The organism is Croceitalea rosinachiae (assembly GCF_031846445.1).
Taxonomy (GTDB): domain Bacteria; phylum Bacteroidota; class Bacteroidia; order Flavobacteriales; family Flavobacteriaceae; genus Croceitalea; species Croceitalea rosinachiae.
Window position 1 is genome coordinate 643,076 of sequence record NZ_JAVRHR010000001.1, and the last position, 19,091, is coordinate 662,166.

Below are 19,091 nucleotides of genomic sequence, written 5' to 3' on the forward strand. Positions count from 1 at the left end.
TCGGAATATGAGAATAATACAACAGTTCGGTTTTTTATTGGCACTTGGCCTGTTTTTGGTATCCTGCGGAGCCGAAGAAAAAAAAGAAGAAATCGCTTTACGACCCGTGAAGTATAAAGAAATTGGGTTTTTAGGGGGAGAGAAGTCAAGAACCTTTAGTGGCACGGCTAGAACAGATAAAATCATCAACCTAAGTTTTAGAAACTCAGGTATTATCACACAGTTCGATTTAAAATTAGGGCAAAACGTAAAAAAAGGGCAGTTATTGGCTAAACTAGACAATGTACAGGCACGTTTATCCTATGAACAATCCATTACTCAGCTGAATAGCGCTGCCTCTCAAGTAAATACTGCCAAATTAAGTTTGAATCGTATGCGCACCCTTTATGAAAAAGGAAGTACCTCCTTAAGCGATTTTGAAGCGGCCAAAAATTCTTTTAGAAATGCCGAGGAGAGTTATAAGTCGGCTAAAAGGGGGGTAGAAATTCAACAGGAGCAGATTAATTATGGCTATATCTACGCACCTGAAGATGGCACTATCGCTTCCATTTCTGCTGAAATCGATGAAAATGTTAGCCCTGGTCAAGCGGTAGCTGTATTAAACGCGGGTACCGATATGGAGATTACCTTAGGAATTCCAGAGAGTATCATTAACGGGGTACAACTAAATATGGATGTGATGGTTGACTTCACTTCCATAGAGGAAAACCAGTTCAAGGGCATGGTATCTGAGGTGGCTCCGGCTGTTGATGCTAATACCTCAACCTACCCCATAAAGGTTATTGTCACCAATCCAAGTGATGACATAAAAAGCGGCATGGCGGCCAATGTGACCTTCGACTTTGGCAACTATGATTCTAGTACCAATGTTTTGGTTGTACCTACACACGCTGTCGGGGAAGATAGCAATGGACGTTTTGTCTTTCTAGTTGAGGGCGAAGGGGAAACCGGTAAAGTAAAGAAGCAAGCAGTGCAGTTAGGGAATTTAACGGCTCAAGGGTTCGAAGTGACCTCAGGACTTTCTTCTGGCCAAAAAATTGCAGTAGCAGGTTTACAGACCCTTTTAGACGGGCAAGAAGTAAGGTTGCAATAACAACATATAACCATCCAAAAAAATGAATTTAGCAAAATTCTCCATCGATAAAAACCGCATCACCTTTATGGTGTTGGGCACTATCATTCTTCTGGGAATCAATATGTATTTCAACTTGTCCCAAGATAGTATGCCCCCCTACACGGTCCGTGTGGCTACCGTAGTATCCCAATTTCCCGGGGCCAGTCCAGAGCGGGTAGAGCAGTTGGTAACCGATAAAATTGAAAAAGTAGCACAGGAGCTTCCTGAACTTAAAGAAGTGACCAGTACCTCGCGCACAGGCCTTTCAGTGGTAAGCGTTACCCTGAAAGATGAGGTTGCCCCTGAAACAATGCAGTCGGTTTGGGATCGTTTGCGCAGAAAATTAAATGCCATTCAAGGTCTTCCTTCTGGAGTATCTCCCAATTTGAACGATGACGGTATTGGCGATGTCTATGGCATTGTTGTAGGTCTGACCTCAGATGGATTCAGCTATGCAGAGATGAAGGAATATGCCGATGATATCAAGGATGATTTGATCAAGCTGCCTGATGCCGCCAAAGTGGAATTGGGTGGTGTGCAAGATGAACGTGTTTTTGTAGAATTTGATAATACCAGACTAAAAGAATATGGTTTATCTGCTTCCAAGTTGCAACAAAATATTGGGGCAACCAATATCTTAAGTTCCGGAGGCCAAATCAATGTAGGTGATGAACGTATTATTTTGGAACCCACAGGTAATTTTGATTCCGTAGAGGATATAAAAAATATGCTCATTGCAGTAGGTGATGGATCCCAGTTAGTGAAACTTGGCGATATTACTACCGTGACCAAAGGCTATATAGACCCACCCACACAGATAGTGAGTGTTGATGGAAAAGAAGCTATTTCCTTACATGTGAACCTTAAAGAAAATAAAAATATCGTTTACTTGGGGGAGGCCGTTGATGAGGTATTAAACCAATGGAAGCAGCGATTACCGGTGGGGTTGGAATTGACCCGAGTATCTTCCCTAGATGATTATATCAATGTTAAGGTGAGCGATTTTATGGTAAACCTTATACAGTCAATAAGTATTGTACTGATTGTAATGTTGGTGTTTTTGGGTTTCAGAACAGGGTTCGTCATTGCTAGTTTAATTCCTATTGTGACCATTATGACGCTCATGGTTATGGGCATTATAAATATGGGACTGAATCAGGTGACCTTGGCTGCATTGATCATGGCACTTGGCATGTTGGTGGACAACGCTATTGTAGTGGCTGAAACTATTATGGTAAAGCTGGAGCAAGGTGTGGAAAAGTATAAAGCTGCCATAGAAGCCTTTTCAGAATTGTGGATGCCCCTATTAATTTCCACTTTGACAACTTCAGCGGCATTTTTGGCCTTCTACCTTTCGCCCACTACGATGGGGGATATCGTAGGTCCAATTTTTGTGGTGATTACCATAGCTTTAGTGTCCTCTTGGCTAATCGCACTGTCCGTAATTACCATGTTCTGTTATATGTTCTTAAAAGTAGCGCCTAAAGGAGAGAAAAAACCTGGCTTGGTAGACCGTATCATCAGCGCTGCAAAACGCTATTATAAAGATTTGATTTTGGTGGCCCTACGTCATAAATATAAGGTCATCATTGGGATATTTGTTGCTTTTTTCCTTTCCCTCTATGGGTTTGGGTACATTCCTTTTATCTTCTTTCCAGATAGTGACCGGAATATGATTACCGTAGATATCAATCTTCCTGAGGGCAATAAGATTGAGCGTACCGAGGAAGTAGTTGCTCAGATTGAACAATATATGTCAGATTCCCTTCGAACCGGTAATACCCGAGAGACAGGGATTGAAAATTGGTCTTCTTATATTGGGGAAGGGCCAGAATCATACGATTTGGGCTATTCCCCAGATGAGGCCAATTCCAATTATGCACATATTTTGGTGAATACTACCTCCTTTGAGGAGAACGTTGAGATGGTAAAACGTTTGGATGGCTATACTTTTCGAAGTTTTCCCAATGCAGATATTAAGGTAGGGTTATTAGGTTCTGGTGGTGGTGGAACACCCATAGAAATCAAAGTATCAGGGGCAGAACCAGATCAATTATCGGACATTGCGGAAAGCGTAAAGCAGAAGTTATCTGGAGTGGCGTTTACTAAAAATGTTAAGGACGATTGGGGGCCCAAAAGCAAGAAATTCTTGATTGAGATTGATCAGAACCGAGCCCAAACCGCCGGAATTACCAGTTCAGATATTGCTACATCCTTGCAGACCGTATTGGATGGTTTTCAAACTGGAGAATATCGTGAAGACGATAAGTCTATTCCTATTTTAATGCGTAGTGGTGACAGTCAACAACAAAGCTTGGCCTCTTTAGAGACCTTAAATATATACTCGCAAAACAGTGGAAAAAGTGTTCCGTTACTGCAAGTAGCCAGTATTGTACCAGCTTGGCAGTATTCTAAAATAAAACGACTTGATTTAAGGCGTACGATAAATATAAGCAGTGAACTACGGGACGGGGGTAATGCCTCTGCAATAATGTCGGAAGTCACTCCGTGGTTAGAAGAACAAATTAATGGGGTATGGCCAGAGGGCTATACCTATCAACTCGGAGGGGATGCGGAACAAACGGCAGAAAATATGGGCCCTATAATTGGATACCTGCCCATTTCTGGTTTCATCATTGTGCTGTTATTGATTATTCAATTCAATTCCTTCCGAAAGATGACTATGGTGGTATTGACCATTCCCTTAGGAATTATTGGAGTGGTCATTGGGTTGTTGGTATTTCAAGAAGCTTTCGGGTTTATGCCTTTTTTAGGCGTTATTTCCCTTGCTGGGATTGTCATCAATAATGCTATTGTTCTCATTGACCGGATGGAAGTAGAATTGGCAGCCGGTCGTACGGACCAAGATTCGGTCATTGCAGCATGCCTACAACGGTTCCGACCTATTTTACTATCAACCTTTACTACGATTTTAGGTCTAGTTCCATTATACCTTTCGGGGGGTGAAATGTGGGAGGGGATGGCCGTCAGTATTATGATAGGACTCTTGTTTGGTACGGTCATTACCTTACTTTTTATTCCATCGCTTTACAGTGCTCTTTTCAAGGTCAGTTACAAGGGGTATGAATTTGATGAGGCGCTATTGGATGCGTAACAATGAATGAACAACAAAGAAAGTTAAATCAGATTTTTAAGCAGCTTGGGCAGTCCATTGTTTTCTGGACATTTGCCATGACACTTTTCGCCATTTTTCGATATTACGGCTTAGGAGAAGAAGAGGGTATTTCAACGGGGCCTGAACATCAAGGGTCTCGTATTTTACCAATATTTGCATTATTTGGATTCTTCATCGGTATAATAAGCGCATTAATAGAATTCTTATTGGATAAATACCTTTCAAAAAGAATTTCTATTGGCCTCAACCTTTTTATAAGTATGCTTATTTATCTAATCTTTATAATTATTCTATCAACAATAACCATTGAAATTAGCAATACTATTTATGATTTAAAAATAGATAATGCAGTAGGCTGGTGGCGAAAAGATAAAACCTTTTGGACTGTAGTAGTCTATATCAACTTGGCTGCCTTGGTGTTTTCTTTCATTCAAATTGCCAACGATAAATTTGGGAAGGGTGTTTTTGTAAAAATGCTATTCGGAAAATACAAGGAACCAAAAGAAGAGAAACGTATTTTTATGTTCCTAGATCTGAAATCATCTACTACTATTGCTGAGAAATTAGGCCATTTCAAGTACAGCCAACTAATACAGGACTGCTTCTATGATTTAAATGAAGTGGTACCTGAGTACGATGCTGAAATTTATCAATATGTGGGTGATGAAGCCGTTTTAAGTTGGCCCTACCAGAAGGGGTTATCGAACAATAATTGCGTCAGGCTCTTTTTCACTTTTAGGAAAAAGCTTTTTGATAAAACAGATTACTATACCAACAAATATGGAATTTCACCTGAGTTTAAAGCAGGTTTGCACGGAGGAATACTTATGGTTGCCGAAGTCGGGGTTGTAAAAAAAGAAGTGGCCTATCACGGAGACGTTATAAACACTTCAGCTCGAATACAAGCGGAATGTAATGCACATAAAGTACCTATACTCATTTCTGAGAAGTTATTGAAAGACCTTGATCGAGATGATTTTTTTTCTACCAGACATCTTGGTGATGTATTATTGAAAGGGAAGAAAAAAGAAGTAAAAATTCATACTGTTGAAATGACATGATAAAAAAGTTATATAAACACCGTTTTGAAATCTTCTTGGCAACACAATTAATGATTTTGTTTGGATCATTGTTTTTTCCACCCGCATTTTTTGAATATATCATGCTTCCCTTTCTTTATTTGGTAAGTATAGGAGCTGGTGTTTTAATGATTTCAAAGCGAAAGAGACTCATGTGGTTTTTTATCGCATTGTTTATGGGTGCATCGGTGATGTTTGGTTCGAGTATGATTTCAAGAACTGAAAACACAGAAAATATTCTGACTCGACTTTTAATTTACTTTGTTTTTCATATCATAGTTACCTATAACATTATACAACAGGTTTGGAAATCAAAAAGGGTGACCAAAAATGTGATAATTGGCTTAATGAGTGGTTATATTTCACTTGGATTTTTGGCTTTCTTTCTATTTATGTCCATTGAATTATTGTACCCTGGTGCTTTTCAAGGAGTGTTAATGGAAAGTGAAGAACTTATATTGAAAGTCGACTCCATAATGTACTACGCTTATATAACACTTTTAACCATTGGTTATGGGGAAATTGTACCGACCATTCCCATTGCCCAAAAAGCCGCAATTTTGGTTGGTTTAATAGGCCAATTTTATATGGTGATTATTACCGCCGTTGTGGTAGAAAAATACATTGCACATTCAAAATAAAGTTTTTAGCACTGCGGTTAATACGAATTGTCTTTTAGGTATCTTCATCCTTATTCTTTTTAGAAGATTGGCCTTCTTCTTTACTACCAACAGGATGAAAGGCCTTAATCCAAGCGTTTTGAAAAAGACTAAAAAATGCACTCATCTTGTTTGTCTTTATCTTATTTAAGTCACCTTTAAAAGGAACTTTCATTGAAATACTATTGTTTTTATGGTTTTTGATTAAGAATTTGAACATACCCACAAAACCTTCCCAAAGGACACTTAAAAATTTATCTCCCTTACCTATAAATTTGGAATTTATAAATGCGGGATTAACTAAACCATTTACATAGCCTTCATCTATTTTTAATTCTCCATACATCTCAAAAGTTCCTCTAGCAAAATCAATTCCAGTATAGTGTTTAGTAAAATCATTTAATGCCGTGGCGTTTGCATTACGTATGGTTAAGGCAATATCAACATCAGGAATTTGTTGAATTAAATCCATTTTACCCTCTACTTGCAATTCGCCACCACCTACTGTATTCCCGGTCGCTACAACGCTCGACGGCAAACCCTGATTTATTGACTTTGTATTTCTTAAATTAGAAGCGATCAAACTAATGTTTTGAATATGTAAATCAATATTTGGTTTTGTATTTATTTCTACATAACCAAATTTACCACCTTCCACTTTTAGTTCGTTAATAGCTATTGGTACAATTTCTGTCAAGGCTTTGGACCAATCATCCAATTCTGGCTCTGGTGCATTACTTGTTTGATTATGATCCGAAAGAATATAAATTATCTCAGGGTTTGCTAAATAAATATCACTTACAATGTTTCCTCTTAGAATTTCATTTACATCTAAGGCAACAATAGATTTTGGAAAACTCAAAAATGGAATTTGAGTTTTGGCATTTATCTTATTGATATACAGGTTCTCAATAATATATTTTCCAGAGAAAAGACCAACTTTTATGGTGGATACTTCGCCGTAATAACCTGGAATATTATGCAGCGCCTTATTGGTATAGTGCTTTAAAACGGAAGGCAATGCTATTCTAAAAGTCACTAGTATTAGAATAATAGAGATTGGAATTAGCACTATTTTTCTGCGAAACCAAAAACTATTATTAGATGTATTTTTTTTCAATTTTTTAAGGTTTATAGGCCTTCTAAAGTCTTTTCGATTTTTTCAACAAATAATGGAATCTCCACTCCAATTATAAACCGCCACCGATTTAGGCTTAATCTAGAAATTTCATTCTCTGCTGCTTCCAATTCACCAGACGGAAAATCTATAGGGTTTGCAAATTCTGCACTTGTTGTAGATAAAATAGCACCAGAAACAAAACTTGCCCAACTTAAATTTGCGCTAAGCCCTAGCCCATAATGCCAATAATTGGTTCTAGTATCAGCCTCTTCATTAAGAGAACTGATCAAATTGAATACGGTAGTTTGATTTTCATAAGCGGAATAATCCGTTGAAAAACTTGAATAAGCCTTCCAAATATCATTTAAATATATTTCGGCCCCAACACCAAAATTGACGACAGGTTTAAGAGATTCATTAAAGTTAAACTCCTGATTGGTAAAAGCGTTTAAGTCCAAAGAACTTATATCTAACCTTTGATATTCTCCAACCCTATTGTACCATTCTATATTAGCATGGATTTTATTCTTTTTTAAATTGAATCCTGCACCTAATGAGGCCCCTAGCGCGGTTCTCCTCTTAGAATCTAAGTCTCCGAATTCAGCTAAATTAAAAATGTCATTATTCGTACCCGATAAAATCTCTTCCCCACTAAAACCCCCATTCCCTAAAAGTTTTAAATGTGGTAGGTTAAGGTTAAAACCTAGCTCGATATCATCAGATTTCCATGCTGCGGCCAATTTTAAAAACAACCCATAAGTCTTTTGCTCATAGTTGATAGTATTATCGTACAGCAATACATTATCCTGTTCATTGTTTGAGGCAAAATTTACATTTGAACTACCAGAGTAATTGTAAATCGAAAGAAATAAAGAAGCTCCAACACTAAAATTACTTTTTATAGGTTTCGCCCAAGTAAGCCCAATCCATTCTTCTCTTAAATCTGTATTTATTTTAGCTCTTGAAAGTACATCTTCATTACCCTCTGAGCCCTCAATAAAATCTCCATTAACTATACCTGAATTGTAAGTAATATCGTATCTATTACGGTGTCTAGATATAAAGGAATACGCAAATTTATGCGTAGGAAGCTTTTTGAGTTCAAACGTTCCTGCAACCATGGTCGGAATACCGTTAAAATCAGAATTCTTAATACGTTCGCTGTTGCCAAATGTATTTTCAAGTTTAATATTACTTAATTCAAATGCTTTGGCACTAATGGCAAATGATGGGTTATCTACTAAGCCTAACCTTGCTGGGTTGTAATAACTCATGCCTAAATCACTGACCGTACCGGTAACATTACCATTTAAGAGTATAGATTTATTTCCAAAATTTTCTAGTCTATAATTTCCTTGAGCGATTATAAAACCATGACAGACAAAAAATAGAATAGTTAATTGTAAGTAAGCATTATCTCTTTTATTGAGCTTTTTCAAAAGCGGAAACCAACTTTTTAACATAGGCATCGGCAGTTTTATAAGCATCTTTAGGGTCGTTGACACTTGTGGTTAATATCGCAACTAATTGACCTTCTTTTGGTTCATCAAGATTGTACGCAGCGGTCTCAAGAATATACTTTGTTTGGGTAGTTGTGCTTACTGAATTTGTAATATAATCACCATAAGCGTTATAATATGAACCTCCAATGTAGGGTATAGCGAAATAATCATAGAAAGTGCCATACCCAACAGGATAAAAATTGCCGTAGGTTGCCCCCATATAAATACCACTATTTGTTGATCTGGTAATTTGTTGTTTGTCTTTAATCGATGTAATCACAATTGCATTAAAACCCTCGCTAGCCATTAAGCTCTTAACAAATTCAATACGTTCTTTAGTGAATTCTTTATTAGGATTAATTTTTGGTGCCTTGATAAAACTTTCGGTAGCCTTTATTCCTTGTTTTCTCAAGTTGTTGGCAATCGCTTCTTCAAAAGCTATTCTTGAATGGTCATCCGCTGTTCTACCCAGCACCAGTACATTTTTGTTTTTAAACTTGGTTATATTCGAATCATCTCCTTTCCAAGTATCCAAAACTTTGATTGAAGAACATGATAACACTACAAATGCTATAAAAACGAAGGGTAATTTTTTCATACTTATGTTTAAGTTCATACGCTACGAAAGATAAGGAATCTAACGAATGAAAGTTGTTTGATGTCGGTTTTAAAAATGAAAAATCTATTTTTTCCGCGTTCTTTTTCCAAAGGGATAAACAGAATTAATAAGACCAGATTCAATAGACTTAACCATGTAGTTGCCAAAACCCTTGTAAGGAATACGATTAAAGTCTATTTGAGCCGTTTTAAGCCTGCCATTTTTCGGATTTTCTTTTCTAACTGCGGAATTAGCTAACCATGAAAAAGTCTTATTGGTAAGCATAGCATCTTTTCGCAGTATTATAGTTTTCAAATTATCATAACGCATAACAAAATCACCCTTTGTGCTAGTCTCATTTCCTTGGCCATTAAAATCAATTTTAAGTACTCGCCCAGATTCAAACTTTATACTTGATGAAGGCACCATTACTGGATTAAATGATTCAAAATTAAAGGAACTAGTGTGCCCATTGAAACTGAAGAAATTACTATGTAGCGGATTGATAAGTTTTAAATTCAGTAAAAAATTCAATTCTTTAAAAACCTTAGCACTTATAGTAACGTCAATATTTGGAGACTCTAAATCATTATATTTGGATTTCACAGTACCCAAATTTAATATTGTTGACTGCACATCTTCAAGGTTAATTACCACTTCTTTATCATTAATAATTTCCAAATAGTTTAAACTTGAATTTTTAATTAGAACCTTATTAATCCAAAATTCTTTATTTGAATTCCTTAAAACTTGTTGCGGCATTGGTTTGGTTACTGACTTGTTCCAAGGCTTATTTGAGTCTTTTAAAATGGTGATTTTAGCATTATCAATTAGAACGCTATCCGCCATTAAATCAAAATTTTTAAAAAGTTTAGAAGTATCCAAACCAAAAACTTCTACCATTGAAATATCGAAAGAGCCTGGTGATTTGGTAAATGTATTATTAGATACTTTTTTCTTTAAACTGTTGAGATCGCTTAATTTCAAATTTCTAAATTTTGAATAACCAGTTCCCAAGTTCATAATCCCTTTAGACAATGAAATCTTGTCTTTAATTGACCCATAGGTCACTGACATTTGATCAAGTTCAAAAACAACGTCATCAGTTTTAATAGAAATTACTTTTTTATCTGGCCCTCCGGTAAAAAGTATATCTTTTACCACAAGTAAATCTCCTTTAAGGGCATTAATGGTATCGTTAGCTTTCTCATCAAAATGAACGATTTGAAAATCCGACACTTTAAATTTTGAAATTGAAAGCTGGTTTAAAACATTTCTGCTTGAGCTTGATGCTTTCTTTTTTGTTTTTTGAGTCAATCTTTTTTCTAGTAGCCCTCCCTTTTTAAAAACTACTTCTAACCCTATCACTTCAAACTCGTCAACATCGAGCTTTTTGTTTATTAACAATGGTAAAACTTTAAAGTTTTTAACCTTAATAGAATTGATTAAAGTGTGCGGAGTTAATTTATTTAAGTCTAAATATGAACTGTCTTGCAGAAGAACAACATTGGTCAATTCAAATGAACGTTGCAAATAAGAAAGCTCCAACTTATCGTAAGTTAGATGTAAAGGTTGGGTTTTATTGAGCAGTACTATTTGATTGTCAAGTGCTTTTTGAATAGTCTTTTTAGTTTGAATAAAACCAAAACCTAATAGGAGTACAATTAAAATCAAAAAAACAAACCACGCTCTTAAGAGTTTAATTTTAAGCATCTTTTCTGTTTACTAGGTCCTATTCTAATTTATTTTATGACTATTCTTTAAAATGATAAAACCGAAGGACGAGCTTTTTCAACCCAAAAGTTATCCATTCGTTTGAATATTATTTTTTAATAAGGCTTGCACGAGTTCTTTAGAATAAATATCCGTGGTTCTTTCAATTGAAGAAGGATCCTTAAGTTCAAAACGACCCACCCATTCTAAATTATCCCCTTTCTTTTTTGTAAGATTATAAAAACTGCTTTCGAAAATATATTTCATTCCGGTTTTTAATTGATTTGGCTCCCATGTCGAAATAGGGTAATATCCTACGTGACGACCAAATCTTCCATAACGAGCAGGTATATAGGTCGTGGACGTATTCCCTGGTATCACATCGGTATATTCTTCGGTATTAATCAAATTCGTTAATACAACCCCATCAAAACCTTGAGAAACCAATTTCTTTACAATCGCCGCCGTTTGACTTTCTGAGGTTGTGCTCCTTAAAGTCTTAGTGCCATCAACTTCGTAAGAAGCCTTTGCCATCACCCCATTTTCTTTAAATCGAGCAACCACTTGGCTCTCGAATTTAATTCTTGCGGTCTTATCTTTAGAACGACCGATTACAAGAATTTTATCATATGTTGTTTTTGTTTTACTAACATTCTCTGAACTCGTTAAATAACTGCTACAACTAGAAAGGAATACTACAATAAGTAGATATGATACAATTTTCATATAAGTGTATAATTTTTGTCAAGGTAATTATTCTTAAAAAATGATGGAAGAGAATACCTATAAATTATTAGCATAATTCTTAAATTACTGATGTAATTACAACATTTTAAGCTTTTAACCACCTAAAAAATGGTTCTAAGCTAAAAAGCAAAAAAAGCCCAATTGAATTAGTGATGCTAAAAACACTTTAGAAAGCATAGGCTCAGTTATTGGCTATCTAACCATATCAGATGTTTTCTCCATGAAAAAAATATTTGTCACAGTGAAAAGTAACCGTTGAATTAATAATTTGAAAACCGAAAATTTGAATATGGTTTTAATAAATTTGATTGTATTCACTCATCCCGTTTAAATGTACTATCTAGGAATAGATCTAGGAAGCTCTTCGATTAAAATTGCACTTGTTGAAATTGATACCGGAAAATCTTTAGGCGTCGTACAAGAACCAGAAAAAGAGATGGTCATATATGCTCTTAAAAAAGGCTGGGCAGAGCAAGACCCAAAAGATTGGTGGAAGCATGTCTGTAATGGCATCCATAAAATCAAAGAAAGCTTTGACGTTACCAAAGAAGAAATCAAAGGTGTCGGTATCGCCTATCAAATGCATGGTTTGGTTTTAATCGATAAAGAAGGCAATTCATTAAGAAATTCTATTATCTGGTGCGATAGCAGAGCTGTTGAGATAGGGAATAAAGCGTATGAGCATATTGGCAAAGCTATTTGCGATAACGAACTTCTTAATTCCCCTGCAAACTTCACCGCTTCAAAATTGAAGTGGGTAAAAGACAACGAACCCGAGAATTTTAAAAAGCTATATAAGTATATGTTACCTGGAGATTACATCGCGTTCAGGCTAACAAATTCAGTTTCCACTACGATATCTGGTTTGTCAGAAGGCGTTTTTTGGAATTTTAAAAAAGATACTATTTCTAAGGATATTTTAGGGTATTTTAATTTCTCCGAGGAACTAGTTCCTACTATTGTTGATACCTTTTCAAATCAAGGTATTGTTTCTAAAGAAGGGGCTGTTGAAAGCGGTCTTGAAGAAGGAATTCCGATATACTATCGTGCGGGTGATCAGCCGAATAATGCACTTTCTTTAAATGTATTTAATTTGGGTGAGGTCGCTGCCACTGGAGGCACCTCGGGAGTCGTTTATGCCATTACCGATAACTTATCCGTAAAAGAGAGTTCTCGGGTTAACAATTTTGCCCATGTCAACTATAAAAAAGGTGGAGGTAAAAACATTGGTAAGTTACTTTGTATAAACGGTGCGGGAATTCAATATCGATGGTTATTAAATAATTTAGCCGTTTCATCTTACGAAGAAATGAACAGTTTGGCCAATGAAGTTATGGTCGGTTCAGACGGGGTTTGTGTTCTTCCCTTTGGCAATGGTGCCGAACGCATGTTATTAAATCAAGATTTAGGTACCAGAATCTTAAATTTAGATTTGAACCGTCATACGAAATCCCATCTTTGTAGAGCTGCTTTAGAAGGTGTCGCCTTTTCATTTGTTTATGGTATTGAACTAATGAAGTCTGATGGTATTGAGACAAAAGTGATTCGAGCTGGAAATGACAATCTTTTTAGGTCGAAAATCTTTTCAAATACGATTGCGACATTGATTGGGCAAGAAATTGAAATTTACAATACAACGGGGGCGATTGGAGCGGCGCGAGCATGCGTGATTTCAACTCAAGGTTTCGATAAGTTCACTTCTTTTATGGAAAATGATCATGTGATGACCTACAAACCCCTAGCGGATAAAGAAGATTATAAAAAAGCCTATGAAAACTGGAAAAAAGAACTAGAATTAATCATAAAAGCATAAGATAATGGCACTTATCGGAGATAAAGAATTTTTTAAAGGAGTTGGAGACATAAAATTTGAGGGGGCTGCATCAGACAATCCTTTAGCATTTAAATTTTACAATCCAGAGCAGGTAGTTGCAGGAAAGACCATGCGAGCACATTTTAAATTTGCTATGGCATACTGGCATACGCTTTGCGGTAATGGGGGTGACCCTTTTGGCCCAGGTACCAAGTCATTTCCTTGGTCGGTTGCTAAAGACCCTATTGAAGCCGCCAGAGATAAGGCCGATGCCGCATTTGAATTCATTACCAAGATAGGGTTTGATTACTACTGTTTTCATGATTACGACCTAGTCGATGAAGCCGATTCTCTTGCCGAATCAGAAAAGCGTATTCAAAAGACAATAGCTTATCTCAAAGAGAAACAACAAGCCTCTGGTGTAAAATTGCTTTGGGGAACCTCCAACTGTTTTTCAAACCCCAGATACATGAACGGTGCTGCGTCAAATCCCAATTTTGATGTCGTAGCACGAGCTGGGGCGCAAGTGAAAATTGCATTAGATGCCACCATTGCCCTTGATGGAGAGAACTACGTTTTTTGGGGCGGCCGCGAAGGGTATATGTCTTTACTGAATACCAATATGAAGTTAGAACAAGATAACATAGGTCGGTTCTTAAATATGGCAAAAGACTATGCCTGTAGTCAAGGTTTTAAAGGCACCTTCTTTATTGAACCAAAACCTATGGAACCCACCAAGCATCAATACGATTTCGATGCGGCTACTTCAATAAATACAATCAGGGAGTATGGTTTGGAAAATGATTTTAAACTGAACATAGAAGTAAACCATGCTACCTTGGCCCAGCACACTTTTCAGCATGAACTTCAAGTGGCTGCCAATGCCAATATGTTGGGAAGTATAGATGCCAACCGCGGTGATTATCAAAATGGGTGGGATACGGACCAATTTCCTAACAATGTAATGGAAACTACCGAGGCTATGTTGGTTTTCTTAAAATCTGGAGGGCTTCAAGGCGGGGGTATCAACTTTGATGCAAAAACCAGAAGAAACAGCACCGATTTAGAAGATATTTTTATTGCACACATTGGCGGGGCCGATACCTTTGCAAAAGCGCTCTTGGCTGCAGATGCTATTAGGCAGAATTCTTCTTATGAAGAGTTATTGACCAAAAGGTATGCCTCTTTTAATTCTGGTAAGGGTGCAGAATTTAAAAATGGTAGTCTATCCCTTAAAGACCTTTACAACTACGCTTCAGAAAATGGCGAACCGGAACAAATTAGCGGAAAACAAGAACTATATGAGTGTATTTTGAATCAATACACCTAGCCCATGGAATCGGTCTTGGAATTTGGCGATTGGATTGTTTTAGGCATCTACTTCCTTGCCTTGATTGGCGTTGCTGTGTGGGTTATTCTTCAAAAAAACAAAGACACTGAAGACTACTTTTTAGCTGGAAGAAATGTCGGTTGGTTTGTTATAGGCGCCTCTATTTTTGCTTCTAACATAGGCTCGGAGCATGTAGTAGGATTGGCTGGCACAGGATTTGAATCGGGTACCCCTATGGCCCATTACGAACTGCATGCATGGATTGTGCTGCTTTTAGGGTGGCTATTTCTACCCTTTTATATCCGAAGTGGTGCCTTTACCATGCCGGAGTTTCTCGAAAAACGTTTTGATAGTCGGTCTCGATGGTTTCTATCTATTTTTTCATTGGTTGGCTATGTCATCACCAAAGTTTCGGTGACCATATATGCTGGAGGAATTGTCGTTTCTGAGTTATTAGGAGTTTCTTTTTGGGGTGGTGCAATCGGTATTGTGATTTTCACCGGAATTTATACCATTGTTGGTGGAATGAAGGCGGTTATTTACACGGAAACCCTACAAACGATCATTCTAATTTTTGGATCTATAATCATCACTTTTTTAGGACTTCAGGAAATTGGAGGGTGGACCGCAATGACCGAAACTGTAGAAGCTGTAAGTCCAGACCACTTCAATATGTGGCGCCCTATGAGTGACCCCGATTTTCCATGGACAGGCTTACTGATTGGCGGAACCATTGTAGGCATTTGGTATTGGTGTACTGATCAATACATTGTACAACGCACCTTGGCTGCCAACAATATTAAAATTGGGCGTCGAGGAGCAATTTTTGGAGCTTACCTTAAGTTATTACCCATCTTTATATTTTTAATTCCAGGTATTATTGCTTTCGCTTTGACCATTCAAAACCCAGAATTATTCAGTGTCGAAAAAGCGGACCGTGCATTTCCGATGCTGGTTAAAACCTTATTACCGGTTGGACTAAAAGGATTGGTGGCAGGCGGACTTATCGCTGCGTTAATGAGTTCATTGGCTTCAGTCTTCAATTCGTGCTCTACCATTTTCACTATTGATATTTATAAGAAAATAAAGCCACATAAAGAAGAAAAACAATTACTGCAAATCGGCAAGATAGCCACCGCGGTAATTGTAATTCTCGGTATTTTATGGATTCCAATAATGGAGAAAATAGGTGGTGGTGTTATGTATCAGTATCTTCAGAATGTACAATCCTATATAGCTCCTCCTGTCACAACTGTTTTTTTGTTGGGCATTGTTTGGAAAAGGGTAAATTCGACGGCCGCCATAACCACCTTAATGAGCGGATTGGTATTACTCGTTGCCCGATTAGGTTCCGAAATATACTATCAACCTTACATTGAACATTTTAGACAAACCGGAGAACAATTGACCTCAGGGTTTGCATACACCTTTGCCACCATAAACTTCGCTCATATGGCTATTTTTATGTTCCTTTTTTCTCTTGTTCTTTGTATTGGAGTTTCCTTGATTACAGCAAGTCCAGACTATAAAACAATCAAAGGATTATCCTTTGGAACGCTTGGAGAAGATGATAAACAATTGGCAAAGAAGAGTTTTGACACCATTGATATCACCCTATCCATTTTACTTGTTATTATCGTGATAGGAATACTAATGTACTTTACCGGTTAAAAAGCCTTTTTATTTCTTGAAGGACTTATTTTATGAATCTCTATTCGCCCCGGGCGGCTCTCATTTTGTTTCTCGTTCAGAACAGGCCTCTTGCCCACAAAAAAACCTCACCGTTACTGGCAAGGTCTTTTTAAAGCTCCTCCTCTTGGGCTCCCTTCGTCTCGTGCCTCACTCAGGACAGGCTTCTCGCCCAAAAGATATAAAAACAAAAAGAGCCACACTTTCGTGTAGCTCTTTTTGTTTTTGCTCCTCCTCTTGGGCTCGAACCAAGGACCCTCTGATTAACAGTCAGATGCTCTAACCAACTGAGCTAAGGAGGAATATTTCGCCTTAAGCGGCTGCAAATATAATTTTTTCTTTAAAACGGAACAAAGAAAAAATCAATCATTTTACTTAAAAACCGCTTTATAAATATCATTTCCGTTCGCAAACAGCAATAAAGCTATCAGCAAAAAGAACCCCACCATCTGCGCATACTCTAAAAACTTGTCACTAGGTTTTCTACCAGAAACCATTTCATACAGCAAGAACATGACATGACCGCCGTCTAAGGCCGGTATCGGAAGAATGTTCATAAATGCCAGTATTATAGAAATTAATGCTGTGGTCGACCAGAAAGCTGCCCAATTCCATGTATCAGGAAACATTTTACCAATGGCTGCAAAGCCTCCAACACCTTTATAAGCCCCGGTAGATGGGTTAAAAATCTTTTTTAACTGCTTTACATAGCTTCCCAGAGTTTCAACACCTTTATTGATCCCTGCTGGAATGGCTTCGAAAAAGCTATATTCTTGTGTTGCTATTTCTAGATAGCCCCTTTCCGCAAATGCGTCCATGGTAAGGGCACCAAGACCGACCCCTAATTTTCCATCCGCATTTACTTTGGCGGTAAAATCTTCTATAGTTCCGTTTTCCCTTCTTACGGTCAAGGTTATTTCTTTATTGCGATTTGCTTCTAAAATGGGGTTGACCTGATCCATATACACAGAAGGCAGACCGTTAATTTCCAAAACCTCATCATTTGCTTGAAAAGCAGCATCTGTATTATGCGACCCTTCTGAAATCTCGCTTACGATAAAAGGTCTTCTCGGACTTAGAAACCTAACTTTTTCTTCATCTTCTAAAAGTGTCTCTATAAAATCTACGGGCATCTCTTTTTCAATACGTTGACCATTACGCTCCAATGTAACCGTATTTCCATTAATCAATTCAATAAAAACGCTGCTAAAAGATTTTAACTTTTTACCATCTACAGCTATTATCTTATCTCCAGTTTGTATACCGGCCTTATCGCCAATATTCTGTTCGGTCACCCAAACCCCGTCTTTTAAACTGTCCATAGGAATGTATTCTTCGCCGTATTTATAAGACATCCCTATATAAATAATAACCGCAAGAATGAAATTCACAGTAACGCCACCTAACATAATAATCAAACGCTGCCAAGCCGGTTTGCTCCGAAATTCCCATGGTTTTGGTTCTTCTTTCATGGCCTCGGTATCCATACTCTCATCGATCATTCCAGAAATCTTAACATAACCCCCTAAAGGCAACCACCCAATACCGTAAACGGTCTCCCCTATTTTCTTTTTGAACAATGAATATTTAATATCAAAAAACAAGTAGAATTTTTCAACACGGGTCTTAAAAATTTTTGCCGGAATAAAGTGCCCTAACTCATGCAAAACAATCAAAAGGGATAAACTCAAGAAGAATTGTATAATCTGTATAACTATGGGGCTCATAAAAATGCTTTACCTATAAGCGCACAAAAGTAGGTTTTTACAACAGCTTATAAAAACTATGGCGTTTTTTACCCAAAGCTTTTAAGAAAGATTTAGCACGAAATAAGGGTGTTTTCTTTAGCAAGTAACCGTTCAAGCGTATTTTTGTATGCTATGGGCGATTTTTTAAAACAGTTTAAGTTTTTTGGTTTGGTATTGGGGCTGCTCTCTATTATTATTATCTACTTTATGTACAATGCTTTAAAACCTAAAGAGCGATTACCAGTTTATCAACCCTCGATGGTAAATCCAGAACTGGTGGACAGTACCCTACATGACACGAAAAAATACCACACTATTGCAAACTTTGAACTAATCAATCAAAATGGCGATACCATTACTGAAAAAGACTATGAAAACAGTATTTATATTGCCGACTTTTTCTTTACTACCTGCCCAAGCATCTGCCCCATAATGACCAAGAACATGGCAGAAATACAAGGCAGTATCTTAGAGGATAAAGATATTCGGTTACTCTCACATTCGGTCACTCCAAAAATAGATTCTGTAGCCCAACTTAAAAAATATGCTTTAGAAAAAGGCGTAATTGATACTAAGTGGAATTTGGTCACTGGTGATAAAAAACAGATATACGAACTCGCTCGAAAATCTTATTTAGCGGTTAAAAATGACGGTGATGGCGGGCCTTTTGATATGATACATACAGAAAACTTCATGTTAATAGATAAAGAAAGGCGCATCCGTGGGTTTTATGATGGTACGAATACCGAAGAAATTGAAAAACTTCTGGAAGATCTACAGATTTTAAAGCGTTCTTATAATAATTAAAATTCTTTAGTGCTGTAGCCGCTCTTGACATTTAAT

14 protein-coding genes and 1 tRNA gene are annotated in these 19,091 nt (G+C 37.1%); 8 read left to right on the forward strand and 7 right to left on the reverse strand.

What is annotated here, in order from left to right; genetic code table 11:
* Positions 1-7 precede the first annotated feature (7 nt).
* From RM706_RS02930 to RM706_RS02945, 4 genes are read left to right on the forward strand one after another with little or no spacing between them, the layout of a single operon-like run.
* Positions 8-1,093 carry an efflux RND transporter periplasmic adaptor subunit gene (locus RM706_RS02930; protein ID WP_311349526.1) on the forward strand — a complete coding sequence of 362 codons (1,086 nt, stop codon included), beginning with the start codon at positions 8-10 and terminating at the stop codon, positions 1,091-1,093.
* 22 nt (positions 1,094-1,115) lie between these two features.
* Positions 1,116-4,229 (forward strand): efflux RND transporter permease subunit, encoded by a 3,114-nt coding sequence (locus tag RM706_RS02935; protein ID WP_311349527.1) that lies wholly within the window; start codon positions 1,116-1,118, stop codon positions 4,227-4,229.
* 2 nt (positions 4,230-4,231) lie between these two features.
* Entirely contained in the window at positions 4,232-5,311 is a 1,080-nt protein-coding gene (locus RM706_RS02940; protein WP_311349528.1) for an adenylate/guanylate cyclase domain-containing protein, read from the forward strand.
* Complete coding sequence (locus RM706_RS02945) at positions 5,308-5,970, forward strand: ion channel (protein ID WP_311349529.1); 663 nt, start codon at positions 5,308-5,310, stop codon at positions 5,968-5,970. Before RM706_RS02940 ends, RM706_RS02945 begins: the two co-directional genes overlap by 4 nt.
* 34 nt (positions 5,971-6,004) lie before the next feature.
* On the opposite strand, the gene RM706_RS02950 is transcribed toward RM706_RS02945, so the two are convergent.
* The 5 genes from RM706_RS02950 to RM706_RS02970 form a co-directional block, all read right to left on the reverse strand.
* On the reverse strand, positions 6,005-7,108 hold the full coding sequence (locus tag RM706_RS02950; protein ID WP_311349530.1) for a DUF748 domain-containing protein: 1,104 nt from the start codon (positions 7,106-7,108) through the stop codon (positions 6,005-6,007).
* 11 nt (positions 7,109-7,119) lie between these two features.
* Positions 7,120-8,571: a hypothetical protein gene (locus tag RM706_RS02955; protein WP_311349531.1), complete on the reverse strand. Its 1,452-nt coding sequence runs from the start codon at positions 8,569-8,571 to the stop codon at positions 7,120-7,122.
* Positions 8,531-9,208, reverse strand: a complete 678-nt coding sequence (locus RM706_RS02960; RefSeq protein WP_311349532.1) for a hypothetical protein — start codon at positions 9,206-9,208, stop codon at positions 8,531-8,533. The genes RM706_RS02955 and RM706_RS02960 overlap by 41 nt, the downstream gene beginning before the upstream one ends.
* Positions 9,209-9,292: 84 nt before the next feature.
* Entirely contained in the window at positions 9,293-10,921 is a 1,629-nt protein-coding gene (locus RM706_RS02965) for a hypothetical protein (RefSeq protein ID WP_311349533.1), read from the reverse strand.
* A 90-nt stretch (positions 10,922-11,011) separates the two neighbouring features.
* Entirely contained in the window at positions 11,012-11,647 is a 636-nt protein-coding gene (locus RM706_RS02970) for a hypothetical protein (RefSeq protein WP_311349534.1), read from the reverse strand.
* Positions 11,648-11,999: 352 nt separating this feature from the next.
* Here RM706_RS02970 and RM706_RS02975 point away from each other — a divergent pair, with 352 nt between their 5' ends.
* From RM706_RS02975 to RM706_RS02985, 3 genes are read left to right on the forward strand one after another with little or no spacing between them, the layout of a single operon-like run.
* Positions 12,000-13,481, forward strand: coding sequence for a xylulokinase (locus RM706_RS02975; protein WP_311349535.1), 1,482 nt, complete (start codon positions 12,000-12,002; stop codon positions 13,479-13,481).
* Positions 13,482-13,485: 4 nt separating this feature from the next.
* Positions 13,486-14,811 carry a xylose isomerase gene (gene xylA, locus RM706_RS02980; RefSeq protein ID WP_311349536.1) on the forward strand — a complete coding sequence of 442 codons (1,326 nt, stop codon included), beginning with the start codon at positions 13,486-13,488 and terminating at the stop codon, positions 14,809-14,811.
* A gap of 3 nt (positions 14,812-14,814) precedes the next feature.
* The gene (locus RM706_RS02985; protein WP_311349537.1) at positions 14,815-16,482 is read left to right on the forward strand and encodes a sodium:solute symporter; all 1,668 of its coding nucleotides are present in this window, start codon (positions 14,815-14,817) and stop codon (positions 16,480-16,482) included.
* 246 nt (positions 16,483-16,728) lie between these two features.
* Here RM706_RS02985 and RM706_RS02990 read toward each other — a convergent pair.
* Together RM706_RS02990 and rseP are read right to left on the reverse strand one after the other, a co-directional pair.
* Positions 16,729-16,802, reverse strand: a tRNA-Asn gene (locus RM706_RS02990).
* Between the two features lie 69 nt (positions 16,803-16,871).
* Entirely contained in the window at positions 16,872-18,227 is a 1,356-nt protein-coding gene (gene rseP / locus RM706_RS02995) for an RIP metalloprotease RseP (protein WP_311349538.1), read from the reverse strand.
* Positions 18,228-18,380: 153 nt separating this feature from the next.
* Here rseP and RM706_RS03000 point away from each other — a divergent pair, with 153 nt between their 5' ends.
* A complete protein-coding gene (locus tag RM706_RS03000) occupies positions 18,381-19,055 on the forward strand; it encodes an SCO family protein (protein ID WP_311349539.1) in 675 nt (224 codons plus the stop codon).
* The last annotated feature ends 36 nt before the right edge of the window (positions 19,056-19,091 follow it).